At 61.0% G+C, this 19,333-nt stretch carries 16 protein-coding genes and 2 rRNA genes; 5 read left to right on the forward strand and 13 right to left on the reverse strand.

Annotated features, from left to right (window positions below):
• Window positions 1-253: 253 nt before the first annotated feature.
• The 5 genes from VSR82_RS16365 to uvrB all read right to left on the reverse strand — a co-directional run bounded on the left by VSR82_RS16365 (window position 254) and on the right by uvrB (window position 6,034).
• Window positions 254-1,663 (reverse strand): 4Fe-4S binding protein, encoded by a 1,410-nt coding sequence (locus VSR82_RS16365; RefSeq protein WP_429460338.1) that lies wholly within the window; start codon window positions 1,661-1,663, stop codon window positions 254-256.
• Window positions 1,660-2,505 carry an FTR1 family iron permease gene (locus VSR82_RS16370; RefSeq protein ID WP_368586695.1) on the reverse strand — a complete coding sequence of 282 codons (846 nt, stop codon included), beginning with the start codon at window positions 2,503-2,505 and terminating at the stop codon, window positions 1,660-1,662. Before VSR82_RS16370 ends, VSR82_RS16365 begins: the two co-directional genes overlap by 4 nt.
• A 100-nt stretch (window positions 2,506-2,605) precedes the next feature.
• Window positions 2,606-2,938: a cupredoxin domain-containing protein gene (locus VSR82_RS16375; protein ID WP_429460340.1), complete on the reverse strand. Its 333-nt coding sequence runs from the start codon at window positions 2,936-2,938 to the stop codon at window positions 2,606-2,608.
• Window positions 2,939-3,050: 112 nt separating this feature from the next.
• On the reverse strand, window positions 3,051-3,599 hold the full coding sequence (locus tag VSR82_RS16380) for an iron transporter (RefSeq protein ID WP_410851660.1): 549 nt from the start codon (window positions 3,597-3,599) through the stop codon (window positions 3,051-3,053).
• Window positions 3,600-3,940: 341 nt separating this feature from the next.
• Window positions 3,941-6,034, reverse strand: a complete 2,094-nt coding sequence (uvrB, locus tag VSR82_RS16385; protein WP_368586693.1) for an excinuclease ABC subunit UvrB — start codon at window positions 6,032-6,034, stop codon at window positions 3,941-3,943.
• A 445-nt stretch (window positions 6,035-6,479) separates the two neighbouring features.
• On the opposite strand from uvrB, the gene VSR82_RS16390 reads away from it, so the two are divergent.
• On the forward strand, window positions 6,480-7,679 hold the full coding sequence (locus VSR82_RS16390; protein WP_368586692.1) for an amino acid aminotransferase: 1,200 nt from the start codon (window positions 6,480-6,482) through the stop codon (window positions 7,677-7,679).
• 162 nt (window positions 7,680-7,841) lie between these two features.
• Here VSR82_RS16390 and VSR82_RS16395 read toward each other — a convergent pair whose 3' ends face one another.
• Both VSR82_RS16395 and VSR82_RS16400 read right to left on the reverse strand, forming a co-directional pair.
• Window positions 7,842-9,074, reverse strand: a complete 1,233-nt coding sequence (locus VSR82_RS16395) for a DUF3734 domain-containing protein (protein WP_498857913.1) — start codon at window positions 9,072-9,074, stop codon at window positions 7,842-7,844.
• 10 nt (window positions 9,075-9,084) lie between these two features.
• Entirely contained in the window at window positions 9,085-9,882 is a 798-nt protein-coding gene (locus tag VSR82_RS16400) for a 3-hydroxybutyrate dehydrogenase (RefSeq protein WP_429460345.1), read from the reverse strand.
• A 246-nt stretch (window positions 9,883-10,128) separates the two neighbouring features.
• On the opposite strand from VSR82_RS16400, the gene VSR82_RS16405 reads away from it, so the two are divergent.
• The gene (locus tag VSR82_RS16405; RefSeq protein ID WP_429460347.1) at window positions 10,129-11,100 is read left to right on the forward strand and encodes a potassium channel beta subunit family protein; all 972 of its coding nucleotides are present in this window, start codon (window positions 10,129-10,131) and stop codon (window positions 11,098-11,100) included.
• A 119-nt stretch (window positions 11,101-11,219) separates the two neighbouring features.
• A complete protein-coding gene (locus tag VSR82_RS16410; protein WP_368586689.1) occupies window positions 11,220-12,065 on the forward strand; it encodes a 23S rRNA (adenine(2030)-N(6))-methyltransferase RlmJ in 846 nt (281 codons plus the stop codon).
• Between the two features lie 78 nt (window positions 12,066-12,143).
• Here the strand turns inward: VSR82_RS16410 and VSR82_RS16415 are convergent, their stop codons facing one another.
• The 4 genes from VSR82_RS16415 to cueR form a co-directional block, all read right to left on the reverse strand.
• Entirely contained in the window at window positions 12,144-13,184 is a 1,041-nt protein-coding gene (locus VSR82_RS16415) for an ABC transporter substrate-binding protein (protein WP_429460350.1), read from the reverse strand.
• A 220-nt stretch (window positions 13,185-13,404) separates the two neighbouring features.
• Window positions 13,405-13,755, reverse strand: a complete 351-nt coding sequence (locus VSR82_RS16420) for a hypothetical protein (protein WP_429460352.1) — start codon at window positions 13,753-13,755, stop codon at window positions 13,405-13,407.
• 245 nt (window positions 13,756-14,000) lie between these two features.
• Window positions 14,001-14,147 (reverse strand): DUF3563 family protein, encoded by a 147-nt coding sequence (locus VSR82_RS16425; protein ID WP_429460354.1) that lies wholly within the window; start codon window positions 14,145-14,147, stop codon window positions 14,001-14,003.
• Between the two features lie 303 nt (window positions 14,148-14,450).
• Window positions 14,451-14,873: a Cu(I)-responsive transcriptional regulator gene (gene cueR / locus VSR82_RS16430; RefSeq protein ID WP_368586686.1), complete on the reverse strand. Its 423-nt coding sequence runs from the start codon at window positions 14,871-14,873 to the stop codon at window positions 14,451-14,453.
• Between the two features lie 131 nt (window positions 14,874-15,004).
• On the opposite strand from cueR, the gene VSR82_RS16435 reads away from it, so the two are divergent.
• Both VSR82_RS16435 and VSR82_RS16440 read left to right on the forward strand, forming a co-directional pair.
• Complete coding sequence (locus tag VSR82_RS16435) at window positions 15,005-15,208, forward strand: heavy-metal-associated domain-containing protein (protein WP_429460356.1); 204 nt, start codon at window positions 15,005-15,007, stop codon at window positions 15,206-15,208.
• 11 nt (window positions 15,209-15,219) lie between these two features.
• Window positions 15,220-16,143: a dTDP-4-dehydrorhamnose reductase family protein gene (locus VSR82_RS16440; protein ID WP_410851667.1), complete on the forward strand. Its 924-nt coding sequence runs from the start codon at window positions 15,220-15,222 to the stop codon at window positions 16,141-16,143.
• Between the two features lie 139 nt (window positions 16,144-16,282).
• Here the strand turns inward: VSR82_RS16440 and rrf are convergent.
• Both rrf and VSR82_RS16450 read right to left on the reverse strand, forming a co-directional pair.
• A 5S ribosomal RNA gene (rrf, locus tag VSR82_RS16445) occupies window positions 16,283-16,396 on the reverse strand.
• A 225-nt stretch (window positions 16,397-16,621) separates the two neighbouring features.
• A 23S ribosomal RNA gene (locus VSR82_RS16450) occupies window positions 16,622-19,333 on the reverse strand; the annotation flags it as partial.

The following is a 19,333-nucleotide window of genomic DNA, read 5'->3' on the forward strand; positions in this document are numbered from 1 at the left end:
GGGACCACCTCCGCGAGAGGTGTTAGGCATTAGCCAGCCACGACGGCTTGCACGCGAGAACTAGACCCCTTCGTGCAGACACCAAGCCAGCCGTCGCAGCCAGCCAGGCCTTTTTTTGGCTCTCACTCGAAAGCGGATGCGCGCACTGGCGCACATCGCTGGAGATGAAAATGAAAAAGCCGTGGGATGTTGCCATCCCACGGCTTTTTCTTTGCGCGTGCGCCTGCGTTCGCACCGAACGCAGGCCAGATACTTACTTCGACGCCCAGCCCCAGAACATCAGCCACCACGCGCTATTGACGACCGCCAGCGCCGCGACGAACCACAGCATCGCCAGCGCCCGCTGCACGAAGCGCTCGCTATAGCGACGCGTGACGAGCCACGCGAGCCATGCGCTCCACGCGCTGGCAATCACCAGAATCGCGATGCGCAGATCCGATGCCCACCACAGCGACACGTGCTCGGCGCGCAGCAATGACAGCGTCGTCGCCGACAAACCGAGGAACACGCCCGCGCCCGCGATCGGAATCAGCCCCTGCGTCAAGTGATGCAGCCGCGTTGTGTTGAAGCGCCCGAGCATGCGCGTGGCGCCCGCCAGCAACAGCAGCAGCGCGGTGCCATAGACGAGCGCCGTCGCGAGGATGTAGCCGATCAGCAGCGAGCCATCGAGCCACGAGAACACGTCGTTCTGATCGGGGTAATGCGTGAACAGGAACCACGGGGCGTTGGTTTCAAGCGGCCACGTGATGTCGTGGTCGACGAGCCAGGTCGCCGCGAACATCTTCAGGTCGATGAACCAGCGCGACGCGGTCCAGTGGAACGCACCGATCGCGATGCCGAGCAGGCCGTAGAGGATCAACGCGGTGTCCCATGGATTCGCCTTTTTGTCGCCCAACTGCACGACTTCCGTCGACGGCTTGCGCCAAGTCAGCGCGATCGCATCACGGTGTCCGCTGCAGCGGCCGCACATATGGCAGTCGGCCGCGCCCTTCATGTTGCGCAACGGCACGAGCGGCGCGCAGTTGATCGGAATCACCCGGTGCCCATGCTCGCCGTTCGTGTATGAACGGCGCCACGCGTCTTCGTCGACCTTGTAGTGAAATGGCGCGAGGCGCGCCAGAAGCGAAAAAACCCCGTTGACGGGGCACAGGTATTTGCACCAGACGCGCTTCTCGCGTCCGTACAGCAGACCGATCACGATGGCTGCGAAAGTCGAGCCGCCGAGCACCAGCAATACCGCTTTCGGATACTGGTAGACGCTCACCATCTGACCGTAGATCGTCGTGATGCCGAACGCAACGAAGGGCCATCCGCCCCAGCGCATCCAGTGCGGAATCGCGCGGCCGCGGCCGAACTTGCTCGCGAATTCGGCAAGTGCGCCCTCTGGGCACAGCACGCCGCACCAGACGCGGCCGAGCATCACCATCGACAGCAGCACGAACGGCCACCAGATGCCCCAGAACACGAACTGCGCGGCGAGCGTCAGGTTGCTCCAAAGGTGCGCGGTATCGTCCGGCAGCGGCATCAGCGCGGGCACGATGATCAGGAACGCGTATACCGCGACCACGATCCATTGGATGCCACGAATCACCGCCCCATGGCGCTGCATCCACTGGCCGACCGCCGCGAGGCGGCCCGACCGCGAAGCCATCACGGCGCTCATGCCGCGCGCCCTGCTGTTTGCTGCGCGGGCTTGCGAGTGGCGCGGCGCACCAGCAGATAAACGACCGCCCAGTACACGGCATAGGCAAGCAGATTCATCAGTGCCGGATGCGCACGGTAACCGGTCAGCGTCGCGACGAGCGAACCGAAGGTGCTCGAATCATCGAGGATCGCCGAAGAATTCCACAGCTGGTCGACGAGCGTGGGCAGGATTTCCTTGTCGATCAGTTTGTCGATGCCGGTCTGGAACAGCCCCGCGCCGAGGAACAGCAGCATGATTTCGGTGACGCGGAAAAAGAGCCGCCACGAGATGATCTTGCCGCCGAGCTGCAACACGTAGAAGGTCAGGAACGCGAGCGCAAGCCCGATCGCAACGGCGAGCATCTGGCTGCCGTCGACATGACCAGACTGGCCGAAGCCGAGGCCGTACAGGAAGATCACGGTTTCGCTGCCCTCACGCGCGATCGCCAGTGCGACCAGCACCGCGACACCCCACCAGTTCGAATCGCGCTTGCTCTTTTGCAGCGACTGTTCCATGTCGCGCTTCAGCGTGCGGCCGTGCTGCTTCATCCACAGCACCATCTGCACGATCAGCACGCAGGCGATGAGCACCATCGCGGTCTGGAAGTAATCCTGCGCGTCACCGGAGAGCACCTCGGTGAAGCCGACCAGCGCCGCGCCGAGCGCGACCGCCGCGATTACGCCGGCCGCCAGGCCGCCCCACAGGTACGGCAGGCCGCGGCGCGCGTCGTCGTCGCCATTTTTCAACCACGCGTACAGGATGCCGACGACCAGCAGCGCCTCGACACTTTCCCGCCACACGATGAACAGAATCTGACCCATTCAAGCTCTCCCTTCGATACTTCTACTGCCCGCTTCCGTTGTCTCGCGCGAACGACAGCGGCCGCTTGCCGCGGCGCTCGCCGCCGGTCGAGACCACTGCTTACTTCGCGACGATCACGCCCTGCGCCTGCTGGTGAAAGTCGTCGAAAAACTTGTATTCGCCCGGCGCCAGCGGAGCGATCACGACGAACGAATCGGCGCCCGGCGCCAGCACCTTCTCTTTGCGCAACTGCACGCTTTCGAATTCGGCTGCGCCCTTGCCGGTGTTACGCACTTCGATCTTGATACGCTGCCCCGCGGGCACTTCGATACGGGCCGGGTTCAGCTTGCCGTCGTTCATTTCGAGCTTGAAGGTCGGCAGGTCGGCTGCGTGAGCCGTGGCCGCCAGGCAAAACGTGGCGGCAAGCATCGTGATCTTTCGGTTGATTCCCATTGCCCTTTCCGGAAAACGCGACGCCCCGACGCCGGGTATCACACCGACTGTCCGCGCGCCGTCTGCTGCATTGACTGATACGTTGAGCGACCGCGTTGGCGCCGCGCGCCGATCAATAACCGCCCTTCTTGCCGATGCCAGCGAACGTGAAGTCGTATTCGAGCGTGATGGGCTTGAACCACGGACCCACGCCGGTTTCCTTGTCGACGTGGCGGCCGAACGCCATGTGGCCCGTCTGCATCGGCGCTTCGACGATCAGCTTCAGGTGATACTTGCCCGGGCCTTGCAGCTTGACGTTGTCGCCGTAGTGCGGACCGTCGTTCGCGACCATCGCCATCAGGTCGCCCTTCAACGGCTGGTTCGAGCCGGCCTTCGTCAGTTCGTAGCGCACCTGCAGATAAGGCATCCAGTCGCCTTCGGCGAATCCGGTCGGATTGTTTTTGACCGCGTGGATGTCGGACTCGAGATGGATGTCCGAATCCGACGCTTTGCGCATCATGCCTTCGGGCTCCATCGTGATCGGCTGCAGATAGACCACGCCGATTTCCATGCCACCCTGAATCTGCTGCTTGCCGATCGGATATTCGGCGGCCGAGGCCGACAGCGCCGCGACTGCGGCTACCGCTGCCGCGCCACCCCGCACAAAGGAAGAAATCCGCATTGATGCTCCGTTTTTATCAGACTGGAATCGATTTCGTTGAAACACAGCGGCCGCAAGTCAGATGTAAATTTAAATGCGAACCATTCTCAATATTGGTTGAGTTTATCATCGATCGCTGACGAGAACAAACCTCTTAGTGCGCTCGGCCTCATGCCAGCATGGTTTTAAGGTTCGCTTAAGGAAATCTTTGTGTGTCACTGAAGGTGGGACGGAATTCGGCACGGCCAAAGTGACCGCTTGGGACGGCTCCAACGGGAGCTTAAGTACTGGCCAATGAGAAAGGGCGTGGCGAGCGGCCGCGCCCTTTCACGGTGGACAAAAGCGGCGGAGGCAAACGTGAATTAGTCGACGCCGGACACGTGATCGCCGACGTTCGCGCCGAACACGCGCTGACGCAGCAGCGCCAATTGGTCGCGGGTCTGGGCAGCTTTCTCGAATTCGAGATTCTTCGCGTGCTCCATCATCTGCTTTTCGAGGCGCTTGATTTCCTTCGCGAGTTGCTTCTCGGACATATCCTCGAACTTCGCGCGGGTCTGCTGCTCCTTCAACTCGGCGCGTGCTTCGTCGACGTTGTACACGCCGTCGATGATGTCGCGAATCCGTTTCACGACCCCACGCGGCGTAATGCCGTGCGCGGCATTGAACGCGATCTGCTTGGCCCGCCGCCGCTCGGTTTCATCGATCGCGCGGCGCATCGAGTCGGTAATGTTGTCCGCGTACAGGATCGCCTTGCCGTTCACGTTACGCGCCGCCCGGCCGATGGTCTGGATCAGCGAACGCTCCGCGCGCAGGAAGCCTTCCTTGTCCGCGTCGAGAATCGCGACCAGCGACACCTCGGGAATATCGAGCCCCTCGCGCAGCAGGTTGATGCCGACCAGCACGTCGAACGCGCCGAGACGCAGATCGCGGATGATCTCGACGCGCTCGACCGTGTCGATGTCGCTGTGCAGGTAGCGCACCTTGATGCCATGGTCGGCCAGAAACTCGGTGAGTTGCTCGGCCATCCGCTTGGTCAGCGTCGTGACCAGCACGCGGTCGCCGGCCTTGATGCGCTCGTTGATCTCGCCGAGCACATCGTCGACCTGACTGCGTGCCGGCCGCACCTCGATTTCGGGGTCGACGAGGCCGGTCGGGCGCACCAGCTGTTCGGCGACCTGCCCCGACGTCTTCTTCTCGTAATCGGCGGGCGTCGCCGACACGAACACGACCTGGCGCATCTTGCGCTCGAACTCGTTGAACTTCAGCGGCCGGTTGTCGAGCGCCGACGGCAGCCGGAAGCCGTAGTCGACGAGGTTTTCCTTGCGCGCGCGGTCGCCGTTGTACATGCCGTTCAGCTGGCCGATCAGCACGTGCGATTCGTCGAGCATCATGATCGCGTCGGGCGGCAGGTAATCGACGAGCGTCGGCGGCGGCTCGCCCGGCGCCGCACCCGAGAAGTGCCGCGAATAGTTCTCGATGCCCTTGCAGAATCCGAGCTCCTGCAGCATTTCGAGGTCGAAGCGGGTGCGCTGCTCGAGCCGCTGCGCCTCGACGAGCTTGCCTTCGCTATAGAAGAACTCGAGCCGCTCACGCAGTTCGGCCTTGATCGTTTCGACCGCGCGCAGCACGGTGTCGCGCGGTGTCACGTAGTGCGACGACGGATACACGGTAAAGCGCGGAATCTTCTGCCGCACGCGACCGGTGAGCGGATCGAACAGCTGCAGCGTTTCAACTTCGTCGTCGAACAGCTCGACGCGCACCGCCATCTCGGCGTGCTCGGCCGGGAAGATATCAATCGTGTCGCCGCGCACGCGGAACGAGCCGCGCTGGAAGTCGGCTTCGTTGCGGCTGTACTGCATCGCGATCAGCCGCGCGATGACATCGCGCTGGCCGAGCCGGTCGCCGGTGCGCAGCGTGAGGATCATCTGGTGGTATTCGGACGGATTGCCGATACCGTAAATCGCCGAGACCGTCGCGACGATCACCACGTCGCGCCGCTCCATCAGGCTCTTGGTCGCCGACAGACGCATCTGCTCGATATGCTCGTTGATCGACGAGTCTTTCTCGATGAACAGATCGCGCTGCGGCACATACGCTTCCGGCTGGTAGTAGTCGTAGTACGAGACGAAGTACTCGACCGCGTTGCGCGGAAAGAACTCGCGGAATTCCGAGTACAGCTGCGCGGCGAGCGTCTTGTTCGGCGCGAACACGATTGCCGGCCGGCCGAGCCGCGCGATCGTGTTGGCCATCGTGAAGGTCTTGCCGGAGCCGGTCACGCCGAGCAGCGTCTGGAACGCGAGACCATCGCCGACGCCTTCGACGAGCGTCTCGATGGCCGTGGGCTGGTCGCCGGCGGGCGGATACGGCTGGTAGAGCTTGAACGGCGAACCGTCGAACGTGATGAATTTGGATTCGTCGAGCGTATCGTCGGCTTCAGTCAGATGGTGTTCGGACATGAGGGGCGGCACCGGGCCTTGGGCAAAGAATCATTCTAACGGGTTGCGGAAAGCGAAGATCGAGCGGGGTTACGTAGGGGAGGCGGTGGGCGTGCGGGCGGCGGCGTGTTATGGCCCTTTGCGGACTTCTGCGCGGCGAAGGACAGCGCACCTTGGCCGGGTCGCGCGGTCGGAATCGCCCCGTTCGCTCGAACTGCTTATTGCCACATGGCCCCCAATGCCTGTTTTTCAAGCAAATAATTGACGTTTGGCCATCCGGTCGTCCGAAAAAAGCGCCCGGATTCGTTACAATGCGAAGTTGCGCTCGCTCGCCGCTGTCCATAGGCCGTCCCCGATTTCCGCGTTTCGTCGATCTCACGCCGCACACCCGAAACGCCGCCGACGCGCCAGACGAGGCCGCCCGCGCGCGAAGCCGCCCTCTTTTCACTACTGCTGCCCACCCATCATGTCTCTGTTCTCCGCCGTCGAACTAGCTCCCCGCGACCCGATTCTGGGCCTGAACGAAGCTTTCAACGCCGACACGCGCGCCACCAAGGTCAACCTCGGCGTTGGTGTGTACTTCAATGAAGAAGGCAAGATTCCGCTGCTGCGCGCCGTGCGCGAGGCGGAAAAGGCCCGCGTCGATGCCGCGCTGCCGCGCGGCTATCTGCCGATCGAAGGTATCGCCGCTTACGATGCCGCCGTCCAAAAGCTGCTGCTCGGCAACGACTCGCCGCTGATCGCGGCCGGCCGCGTCGTCACGGCGCAGGCGCTGGGCGGCACGGGCGCGCTGAAGATCGGCGCGGACTTCCTGAAGCGCGTGAACCCCAACAGCAAGGTCGCGATCAGCGACCCGAGTTGGGAAAACCATCGCGCGCTGTTCGAAGGCGCCGGTTTCGTCGTCGAATCGTATCCGTACTATGACGCGCAGACGCATGGCGTGAACTTCGACGGCATGCTGAGCGCGCTGAACAGCTATGCAGCGGGCACGATCGTCGTGCTGCACGCGTGCTGCCACAACCCGACCGGCGTCGACCTGAGCGTCGAACAGTGGAAGCAGGTCGTCGAGGTCGTGAAGGCGCGCAATCTGGTGCCGTTCCTCGATATCGCCTACCAGGGCTTCGGTGACAACATCGAAGCGGACGCGGCAGCCGTGCGTCTGTTCGCGGCGCAGGAACTGAACGTGTTCGTGTCGTCGTCGTTCTCGAAGTCGTTCTCGCTGTACGGCGAGCGTGTCGGCGCGCTGTCGATCATCACCTCGAGCAAGGAAGAAGCGGCGCGCGTGCTGTCGCAACTGAAGCGCGTGATCCGCACCAACTACTCGAACCCGCCGACGCACGGCGGCTCGGTGGTCGCAGCCGTGCTCGCGTCGCCGGAACTGCGCGCGACGTGGGAAAGCGAACTGGGCGAAATGCGCGACCGTATCCGCGCAATGCGTAATGGTCTCGTCGAGCGCCTGAAGGCAAGCGGCGTCGATCGCGACTTCAGCTTCGTGAACGCACAGCGCGGGATGTTCTCGTACTCGGGTCTGACGGCTCCGCAAGTGGATCGTCTGCGCGAAGAGTTCGGCATCTATGCGGTCAGCACCGGCCGTATCTGCGTGGCTGCGCTCAATACGCGCAACCTCGACGTCGTCGCCAACGCGATTGCTCACGTGCTGAAGTAGGGCAATTCACGGCGCGGAGGTTTGCCGCGCTATTGCAGCAGGTTTGCCGCTGCAACTGTCTGTAGAAACGGCGCCCTTTTTCAGAAAAGGGCGCCGTTTTTTATGCCTGCCTGACTGTTCGTTCGGCCTTGCCGGCGCAGCGTCGGGTTGCTTTGCGAGGAATCAGCGCGAGTCCCGATGAATGTCGTGCGTGACGAAACCGGCATCGTTCTCCGGCATCTCGAGCCAGTTGGGCTGTTCGAGCGAACGGACAATGTCTTCGAGACCGCTTCGCCAATGCTCGCGCATCGTCGACAGACCGAATTGAAAGTCCTTGTAGTGTCCTTCGTATTCCTTGTGCCGGTAGATCAGGTGAATCACGTTGTAGCGCTTCGAGCACGACAGATCTTCGGCCAGCTTGCACCACGGATCGTCGCGTTGCTCTTCAGGCACACGGTCCAGCACCTCGCGCAGTACGTGACGGAAACGCTGCGAACGCTGCAGCATGTCGGTCACGAGACGCGTACGGCTCGAATACTGGATGTCTTTCATGCGCCCCTGCACGTCGGTGATGTTGTCCGGCACCGGCCCGATCGCGCTCCATAAATCGACCTGAAACGCGAGCGTATCGCGACGCGGCGTGGTCTGGAGCACCTCGTAGAGCGGCGTATTCGACATCAGGCCGCCGTCCCAGTAGAACTGACCGGCTATCTCGACGGCTGCGAAGCCCGGCGGCAACGCGCCCGACGCTATGAAATGCTCGGGCCTGAGCGTGGTGTGTGTATTGTCGAAGTACGCGAAGTTGCCCGTGCCGCAATTCACCGCGCCCACCGACACGCGTATTTCCCCGGAATTGATCCGGTCGAAATCGCACAGTGACTCGAGCGTGGCCTTCAGCGGCGTGGTGTCGTAGTAGCTCGCCAATTGCGGCGGACCGGACACCGTGGGCAACGGCGGCGGGAAACGCGGCACGAAAAAGCCCTTTTGACCTTCGACGATCGCGCTCATTGCCTGCGCTGCAGTAAATGCCTTGCGCACCGCTTCGCTCGAATTGAACAGCACGTGTTCGACCGGAGCCGGCAACGGCGGCCCGAACGCCGGCTGGCAGATCGTCTCCCAGAATTGCAGCAGACGCTCGACGCGTCGTTCCGGCGGATTACCTGCAATGATCGCCGTATTCAACGCGCCGATCGAAATCCCCGCGATCCAGTTCGGTTCGACGCCGGCTTCGTAAAGTCCCTGAAAGACGCCTGCCTGGTAGGCGCCGAGCGCGCCACCGCCTTGCAGCATCAGCGCGACGGTTTCGTAGTTGGGCAATCGGGAGTGCCGGCGCGAGCGGGCGGCAATCGTCGGACCCGCACCCTCCCCGTCGCCGGACACGCCCACGCGCGCCCGCTTCAGATTGCGTTGCGCCACAGGCCGCCCCTTAGTGCATATACCAGCCGTGGCTCACGACGAACGACTGGCCCGTCAGCGCCGCAGTCGGGAAGGTCGACAGGAACAGCACGGTCTGAGCGACGTCTTCGACCGTCGTGAAGATACCGTCGACGGTACCGCCCAGCATCACGCGCTTGATCACTTCTTCTTCGCTGATGCCGAATTCCTTCGCCTGCTCGGGAATCTGCTTGTCCACCAGCGGCGTGCGCACGAAGCCCGGACACACGACGTGCGAACGCACGTTATGCGCAGCGCCCTCCTTGGCGAGCACGCGCGACAGACCCAGCAGAGCGTGCTTCGCGGTCACGTACGCCGACTTCAGCGGCGAGGCGAGATGCGAGTGGACCGAACCCATGTAGATCACGACGCCGCCGCGATTGTCCTTGTACATATGCTTGAGCGCGGCCTTGGTGGTCAGGAACGCGCCGTCCACGTGAATGGCCTGCATCTTCTTCCAGTCCGAGAACGAATAGTTTTCGATCGGATTGACGATCTGGATGCCGGCGTTGGAAACGAGAATGTCGATCGAGCCGAATTCCTCGGCGACCTTGTCGATACCCTGGTTGACGGCGTCTTCGCTCGTCACGTCCATTGCCACGCCGATTGCCTTACCGCCGCCCTTTCTGATTTCTTCAGCCACGGCGTTCGCGCCGTCCTGGTTCAGGTCGGCGATCGCGACCGCCGCACCCGCGGCCGACAGAGTCAACGCGATCTGCTTGCCGATACCACTCGCGGCGCCAGTGACGACGGCGACCTTGCCGTTCAGATTCGAGTTCAGAGACGACATCCAGAACCTCCATGCAGTTGTTGAGCAATGAGACCACGAAGCCGCGCGCGGCGAGAAGTCGGCCAAACGGTATAGACCGTTCGGCGGATGCAGCGCGGCGGCCGACTTTGCTATTGTGCATGAACCCTGTGAACGACATAGGTAAAACGCACTAAAACGCACGCCGAACCGGATCTATTTAAACTGAACGCTTTCCGGCTGAATCCGGGCTCCATTCCCGTGGCATCACCAAACCAGGAGACATGCATGAATTATCGACGTCTGGGCCGCTCTGGCCTGAAAGTGAGCGAGTTGTCGATCGGCTCATGGGTCACGTACGGCAACCAGGTGGATCACCGCGCCGCGCGCGAATCGCTTGCCGCGGCGCGCGACGCGGGCGTCAATTTCTTCGACAACGCCGAAGTCTATGCGGGCGGCAAATCCGAGGAAATCATGGGCCATGCGTTGAAAGAGCTCGCGTGGCCGCGCGTGAGCTACGTGGTGTCGACGAAATTTTTCTGGGGACTCAACGAAGCGCCTAATCAGTACCACACGCTGAACCGCAAGTACCTGATGAACGCGATCGACGGGTCGTTGAAGCGCCTGCAACTCGATTACGTCGATCTCGTGTTCTGTCATCGTCCCGACCCGAACACGCCGGTCGAGGAAACGGTCTGGGCAATGAGCGACATGATCGCGCGCGGCAAGGCGCTGTACTGGGGCACCTCGGAATGGAGCGCCGACGAGATTCGCGCCGCATATGAAATCGCCGAGCGGCACCATCTGCACAAGCCTGTCATGGAGCAGCCGCAATACAACCTGTTCCACCGCAAACGTGTCGAGCACGAATACAAGCGGCTTTACGAGGACATCGGCCTCGGCCTGACCACGTGGAGTCCCCTGGCATCGGGCCTGCTCACCGGCAAATACCGTGACGGCGTACCTGCCGACAGTCGCGCGCAGTTGCAGGGCTATGACTGGCTGCGTCAGCAGCTCACCGACCCGACGCGCAACAACGTGGTCGGCCAGCTCGGCGCGGTCGCCGACGAGCTCGGCTGCACGGTCGGTCAGCTCGCGATCGCGTGGATTCTGACGAATCCGAATGTCAGCACGGTGATCACGGGCGCCTCGCGGGTCGAACAGATCGGCGAAAACATGCAGTCCGCCGAGGTGGCCGAGCGTATTACGCCTGAGATCAAACAGCGGATCGAGGAGATCATCGGCGAGGCGCACGAGTAATCGCGCGCGCAGCGCCACGCACTGAGTGGCCAACCGGGCACGCGCGGTCGCGTACAATACGCGACCGCGCGTCGCCGGCTCCTTCGGGCCAGCCTGCGCTCTCTTAGCGTCCTCTCATCATGCTCAGCTACCGCCACGCCTTTCATGCCGGCAATCACGCCGACGTTCTGAAACACGCCGTCGTGTTGCAGCTCCTGCGCTACCTTGGCCAGAAGGACAAGGCCTACTGGTATATCGACACGCACGCGGGCGCCGGCGTCTACTCGCTGAAGGAAGGCTACGCGACGAAAACCGGCGAGTTCGAGACGGGTATCGCAAAACTGTGGGGCCGCAACGATCTGCCGCCGCTGTTCGCCGACTATGTCGACGAAGTCAGCGCGCTCAATGCGGATGGCCAGTTGCATTTCTATCCGGGCTCGCCGTATCTGGCGTGGCGACAGTTGCGCGCGCAGGATCGTATGCGGCTATTCGAATTGCACAGCACCGAAATCGATGTGCTGCGCCACAACTTTCGCGACGCGGGTCGCCGCGCGATGCTGTACGCGGGCGACGGCTTCGACGGCATTCTCGCGCTGTTGCCGCCGGCGCCGCGTCGCGCGCTGATCCTGCTCGACCCGTCGTATGAAGACAAGCGCGATTATGGACGCACGCTGCGCTGCGTCGAGGAAAGTCTGAAGCGGTTTCCGACCGGCACGTATGCGGTCTGGTATCCACAGGTCAAGCGCCCCGAGTCGCAGCGCTTCCCCGATCAGCTCAAGCAGTTGCAGAAGGACAACTGGCTGCACGTCAGCCTGACCGTCAGCAATCCGCCGGAAGACGGCTATGGGCTGTTCGGTAGCGGCATGTTCATCCTGAACCCGCCGTATACGCTTGCGAAGATGCTGAAGGATCAGATGCCATGGCTCGTCAAGACGCTCGGCGAGGACAAGGCTGCGACGTTCAAGATCGAATATCGCGGCAATTGAACGCGACGAGCGGCGCTTGAGCGGATTGCGCGTGCGGTCTGCAGTTGCCTGCCCGCGCAACCCGATCTGCGCTCAGGTTCACTTCAACTGCGCGGCTGCCTTGCTCGCGAACTGGTTCGTATAGGTCGCACTCAGTTCGATCTTCTTCGGATCGAGCCGGGTGTCGAACGACGACAACGCGCGCAGCGCCGTCGCCGGCCCATCCGCGGGCATCAGTCCGTCCGGCGAATACGCATCGCGCACATTGTGAAAGGCGTCGAGATAAAGCGTCGGGTCGCCCAACAGATAGGCTTGCGGCACCATCTTCAACAGATCGGCATCGCTCGCGGTCTGCAGCCAATGATTGGCGCGCACGATCGCATTGGTCAGCGCCTGCGTCGTCTTCGGATTTTTCTGGATGAAGCTTTCGGGCGCGTAAAGCGTTGCCGCAGGCATCGTACCGCCGAATACCTCCTGCGTGCCTTTGACCGTACGCGTATCCACCAGCACCTTAATTGCGCCGCTACGCGTGAGCTTGGTCATCATTGGATCGACATTGGATAGTGCGTCGATCTGCCCACTGCCCACCGCGGCCAGCACCGTCGCGCCGCTGCCGACGCCGATCGCCGAAATGTCGCTGCGCTGCACGCCGGCCTTGCGCAACGCAACGGTGAGCACGAGATCCGTCGACGAACCCGGTGCGCTCACGCCGACCTTCGCGCCTTTGAAGTCCGCGAGCGACTTGATCTGATCGGCCTTCGACTTCACCACGCCGATCACGATCTGCGGGGCTCGACCCATCAACACGAACGCGCGATAGTGCTGCCCCTTCGCCTGCATGAACAGCGTGTGCTCGAACGCGCCCGCGCCGACTTCGGCGCTGCCGCCCACCACCGCTTCGAGCGCCTTGGAGCCGCCCGCGAAATCTTCGAGCGTGACGTTCAGGCCTTCGTCCTTGAAGTAGCCGAGCTGCTGCGCGGCGAGGACCGGTAGATAGTAGAGGCCGGGTAAGCCGCCGACGGCCATCGTCAGTGCCGGCATTTCCGGCGCGTCCTTCGCGAATCCGGCACCCGGCAGCGTAGCCAGCGCGAGCAGCATCAGGCAGGCGCGCGTCGCACGCTGCATCCAGTGATTAGGCATGGTGACGTCTCCTTGAGTTTTCCGTTCGAAGCGGTGACGCGGGGCGCAGCCGGGATCCAAGCTCACGGCGACGAGGCGCGCAACGATTGTCGTCGGACGGTTTCATGGACGCCATGCGCCCAAACCCGAATGGGATTTTCGGGGGCGAAGGAAGCTGGCGTATTGGGGAGAAGCGAGACGCGTTAGCAGCGTCGCCGACGATCTGTCGCGCCCTCGCTGCCTATTGCGGAAACGGCACCGGGCGAGGCATCGGCCGCGGCGGCACGCCACCACCCGCCGGCAACTGGATATACGGCGCGACGACGAACGGCGGCGGCGATTCTACAGGCAGCTCGACCGGTGCCGCGATCGGCGGCGCGGAGACGATCGGCTCGGGCGCAGGCGGGGAGTTCAACAGTACGGTACCGCTCTGGCCATTATTGATGCCGCCAAGCGTATCGAGAATCACGGGAGGACGCTCGTAATCGGACACCGCATATGCGTCCGACGCGGCGCAGAGGGTGGCGAGCGTCGCCGTGGCGGCCGCGGCCATCACGGATCGGAAAGTTTGCAGCGAACGGACGGAGGACATGGGCGGCCCGATTGGTTATGAATACCGTCTTGCGCGAAAAACGTCCTACATTACCGCGGCCCGCGATACGAAGCTAGTCGATATTCGCCATGAGCAGCCTTCTCGCGACGATCGCTCGAAAAACGCCGAAGGCACGCGTTTTCGATGTCCAGATGCGACAAAGCCCCGCTTCGACGGGGCTCGACATTGGTACAGCAATGGCTGCGCAAAAGCAGGCGCCGCCGGGTCAAACTCGAAGCGGAAACTCAGCGCGAATAGCCCTTGGTTTCGAGCGAACGGATGCGCTGTTCGAGCTGGACGATATCCGACGACGATGCGAGATATGCCTCACGACGGCTACGTTCCGCGGTTTCGAACCAGGTGCTCAGCTTCTCAAGAATGAATGCAAACATGACGTTCTCCAAGGATCAGATCGAATCCCCGGTGATTTGACATCAGGGATTACCCCTAAAAGGGTTAGCCCGCATTATAGTCCTAAGGTGCAACCTGACCAGTGAAATGCTCGCATGACGTGCATTCCGATTTGGAATGACGCACCGATCGGGTGCTCTGAGAGCGCTGATTTTATTGAGATTGATCGGTACGCTCGGCGCGAACATCATTGCCCCGATTTACAACGCACACTTTCGGTGCGCAATTCGCGGCTAAGTCAAATCCGCAGACTGGGTTGCAACTCTCTCTCCTCGATCCACCGGCTAAAGCGGGTGGCAACCTTGTCCCGAAACAAGGTCGGTGTCCGCTAGTCGCTCAATAATCGGACAATCTGGCCGCTCATCGCCGTTGCAATGATCGGCCAGATGCGCGAGGGTGTCGCGCATGTCCGTCAGCTCGGCGATTCGGCGATCGAGTTCTGCGACATGTTCGAGCGCGATCCGTTTTACTTCGGCGCTTGCACGCGAGCGGTCGTGCCATAGAGCAAGCAGTCGCCGGATATCTTCGACCAGAAATCCGAGCCGGCGCGCCTGGCGGATAAAACGGAGAGAATGTACTTCCTGCGGGCCATAGACGCGATAGCCGGCGCTGGTGCGCGCCTTCGCGGTCAATAGGCCGACGCTTTCGTAGTAGCGGATCATCTTTGCCGTAACGCCCGAGGCGCGGGCCGCTTCGCCGATGTTCATGACTGTTCCCAAGTTGCGACTGAACTCGAATCGATCCTACACCTTCCCGTCGTGGGAAGGTCAGCTAGCCAAACACGAAACGGCAGGCATAATCCTGCTATTCGCGATCCGATTCCGCCGAGGTCTTTGCAATGACAATCGAACTCCATGTAGAAGGCATGAGCTGCCAGCACTGTGTCGCCGCCGTCACGAACGCGATTCGCGAGCACGACGCCGCTGCGCAGGTTCAGGTGGATCTCGCAAGCGGCCGCGTGGTCGTGGAGTCGGCACAACCGATCGAGGAGCTGAAGGCCGCGATTGACGAAGCCGGATACACGGTCACGTCTCCGCGCTGAGGGTGCCGGGCATGTTCAAGGTTGCCGTAATCGGTGGTTCCGGGCTGCTCGGGCGCGCGCTCAACGACGAACTCGCTGGCCAGGCTGATTGGCACATCGTCTCCACTGCATTTAGCCGGCCGTCTCCGCAAATGGTCGAGTTGGACGTTCGCGATAGCCTTGCGGTCGGGCGTTTCATCGACCACGTGGCGCCGGATGCCGTCGTGATCGCAGCTGCGGAGCGCCGACCGGACGTATGCGAGCGCGATCCGGTACATGCTCATGCATTGAACGTTGATGCCGTGCGCACGATCGCCCGAGCGGCGAATCGACGCGGCGCGTGGACGCTGTCGATCTCAACCGACTACGTCTTCGACGGCAAGCAACCACCCTATTGTCACGACAGCACACCTGCGCCACTGAACGCGTATGGACATAGCAAGCTCGAAGGTGAACGAGCGCTAATCGAAACGGCCGAGCACGGATGCGTGCTGCGTCTGCCGCTTCTGTATGGGCCGATTGTGAAGTGGTCGGAGTCGGCCGTGACCAGCCTTGTGCCGGCGATCGTGGCGTCGGCAGCGCCGGACAGCCAAGCTGCAAAGATGGACGCTTGGGCGATCCGCTATCCTACGTTCACGCCTGATGTCGCGGTCGTGATCCGACAGATGCTCGAGCGACACGCGCGCGGCGAAACGATTTCCGGCATCGTGCAATGGTCGGGCGACGAGCCCATGAACAAATATGAGATCGCCATGCGCCTGGCAGAAGCATTGCAACTCCGCGCGCAATTGACGCCGCAGCACACGCCCACCGATGCGACGCCGCGCCCTCACAACTGCCATTTGGCATCGAGCCGTCTGGAGGCACTTGGAGTCGGCCAACGCACACCTTTCGATACCGCGATCCGGCAGGTGCTAGCCGCGTTTCCACGGCGGGGAACGGCGACTCCCGTTTGAGCTCGCGTGCTTGCGCACGGACAGCGAAGCAGGAGCCCAATAGCAGGTCGAATTTCACGGAGACCTCATCTCTGACGATTTCGGCCGCGTAAACGCAAAAACCCCACCGCTGGGGGTGGGGTTTCTGGCTTGTGGGGGAGCCTGACGATTACCTACTTTCACACGGGCAATCCGCACTATCATCGGCGTGGAGTCGTTTCACGGTCCTGTTCGGGATGGGAAGGGGTGGGACCGACTCGCTATGGTCATCAGGCATGACGGGTTGCTGCGTCGCTGTCAGGTTGGGGTCAACCTGGCGCCACAGCCAATCGGGAAGAAGCGTAAAGGATTCGTGTGTGGGTTGTGTTGTTTCTGGCGCAACACTGATCTCTCAACCGTGTGGGCTGGTGACTCCTGCGGGAGTTCCAGCGCATCCCTTTCGGGGATCGGACAGTCGCAAGCGCTAAAGCGCTAACTCATGTCGAAACACACCTGTTATAGGATCAAGCCTTACGGGCAATTAGTATCAGTTAGCTCAGTACATTACTGTACGTGCACACCTGACCTATCAACGTCCTGGTCTTGAACGACCCTTCAAGGGGCTCAAAGCCCCGGGGATATCTCATCTTAAGGCGAGTTTCCCGCTTAGATGCTTTCAGCGGTTATCTCTTCCGAACATAGCTACCCGGCGATGCCACTGGCGTGACAACCGGTACACCAGAGGTTCGTCCACTCCGGTCCTCTCGTACTAGGAGCAGCCCCCTTCAAATATCCAGCGCCCACGGCAGATAGGGACCAAACTGTCTCACGACGTTTTAAACCCAGCTCACGTACCTCTTTAAATGGCGAACAGCCATACCCTTGGGACCGGCTACAGCCCCAGGATGAGATGAGCCGACATCGAGGTGCCAAACACCGCCGTCGATATGAACTCTTGGGCGGTATCAGCCTGTTATCCCCAGAGTACCTTTTATCCGTTGAGCGATGGCCCTTCCATACAGAACCACCGGATCACTATGACCTGCTTTCGCACCTGTTCGACTTGTCAGTCTCACAGTCAAGCACGCTTATGCCATTGCACTATCAGCACGATTTCCGACCGTACCTAGCGTACCTTCGTACTCCTCCGTTACACTTTGGGAGGAGACCGCCCCAGTCAAACTGCCTACCATGCACTGTCCCCGATCCGGATCACGGACCAAGGTTAGAACCTCAAACAGATCAGGGTGGTATTTCAAGGACGGCTCCACGCAGACTGGCGTCCACGCTTCATAGCCTCCCACCTATCCTACACAGACCGGTTCAAAGTCCAATGCAAAGCTACAGTAAAGGTTCATGGGGTCTTTCCGTCTAGCCGCGGGGAGATTGCATCATCACAAACACTTCAACTTCGCTGAGTCTCGGGAGGAGACAGTGTGGCCATCGTTACGCCATTCGTGCAGGTCGGAACTTACCCGACAAGGAATTTCGCTACCTTAGGACCGTTATAGTTACGGCCGCCGTTTACCGGGACTTCAATCAGGAGCTTGCACCCCATCATTTAATCTTCCGGCACCGGGCAGGCGTCACACCCTATACGTCCACTTTCGTGTTTGCAGAGTGCTGTGTTTTTATTAAACAGTCGCAGCCACCAGTTTATTGCAACCCCTTCACCCTTCTGGCGCAGGCCAGTCAAGCTACCGGGGCGTACCTTATCCCGAAGTTACGGTACCAATTTGCCGAGTTCCTTCTCCCGAGTTCTCTCAAGCGCCTTAGAATACTCATCTCGCCCACCTGTGTCGGTTTGCGGTACGGTCACTGTGAAACTGAAGCTTAGAGGCTTTTCCTGGAACCCCTTCCAGTTGCTTCGCTTCCGAAGAAGCTCGCGCCACACCCTTGAGTCCTGTGCCCGGATTTGCCAGGGCACCCTCTCCAATGCAGCGACCGGGACTTCCAACACCCGGACAACCTTCCGCGATCCGTCCCCCCATCGCATTTCACAATGGTGCAGAAATATTAATCTGCTTCCCATCAGCTACGCATTTCTGCCTCGCCTTAGGGGCCGACTCACCCTACGCCGATGAACGTTGCGTAGGAAACCTTGGGCTTACGGCGAGGGGGCCTTTCACCCCCTTTATCGCTACTCATGTCAGCATTCGCACTTCCGATACCTCCAGCACACTTTCCAGTGCACCTTCGCAGGCTTACGGAACGCTCTCCTACCATGCACATAAATGTGCATCCGCAGCTTCGGTATATGGCTTAGCCCCGTTACATCTTCCGCGCAGGACGACTCGATCAGTGAGCTATTACGCTTTCTTTAAAGGGTGGCTGCTTCTAAGCCAACCTCCTGACTGTTTTAGCCTTCCCACTTCGTTTCCCACTTAGCCATATTTGGGGACCTTAGCTGGCGGTCTGGGTTGTTTCCCTCTTGACACCGGACGTTAGCACCCGATGTCTGTCTCCCGTGATTGCACTCTTCGGTATTCGGAGTTTGCTATGGCGAAGTAATCCGCAATGGACCCCACAACCATGACAGTGCTCTACCCCCGAAGGTGATACACGAGGCACTACCTAAATAGTTTTCGGAGAGAACCAGCTATTTCCAGGTTTGTTTAGCCTTTCACCCCTATCCACAGCTCATCCCCTAACTTTTCAACGTTAGTGGGTTCGGTCCTCCAGCACGTGTTACCGTGCCTTCAACCTGGCCATGGATAGATCACCTGGTTTCGGGTCTACACCCAGCGACTGGACGCCCTGTTCGGACTCGCTTTCGCTACGCCTGCCCTAATCGGTTAAGCTCGCCACTGAATGTAAGTCGCTGACCCATTATACAAAAGGTACGCCGTCACCCCTTGCGAGGCTCCGACTGTTTGTATGCATGCGGTTTCAGGATCTGTTTCACTCCCCTCCCGGGGTTCTTTTCGCCTTTCCCTCACGGTACTGGTTCACTATCGGTCGATCACGAGTATTTAGCCTTGGAGGATGGTCCCCCCATCTTCAGACAGGATTTCACGTGTCCCGCCCTACTTGTCGTACACCCAGTTCTTTCACAATGTTTTCGCCTACGGGGCTATCACCCGCTATGGCCGCACTTTCCAGAGCGTTCGGCTAACACTGCAAATAAAGAGTACAGGCTGATCCCATTTCGCTCGCCACTACTTTGGGAATCTCGGTTGATTTCTTTTCCTGCGGTTACTTAGATGTTTCAGTTCACCGCGTTCGCTTCACG

It is taken from the genome of Burkholderia sp. JPY481 (assembly GCF_038900515.1).
Classification (GTDB): domain Bacteria; phylum Pseudomonadota; class Gammaproteobacteria; order Burkholderiales; family Burkholderiaceae; genus Paraburkholderia; species Paraburkholderia youngii.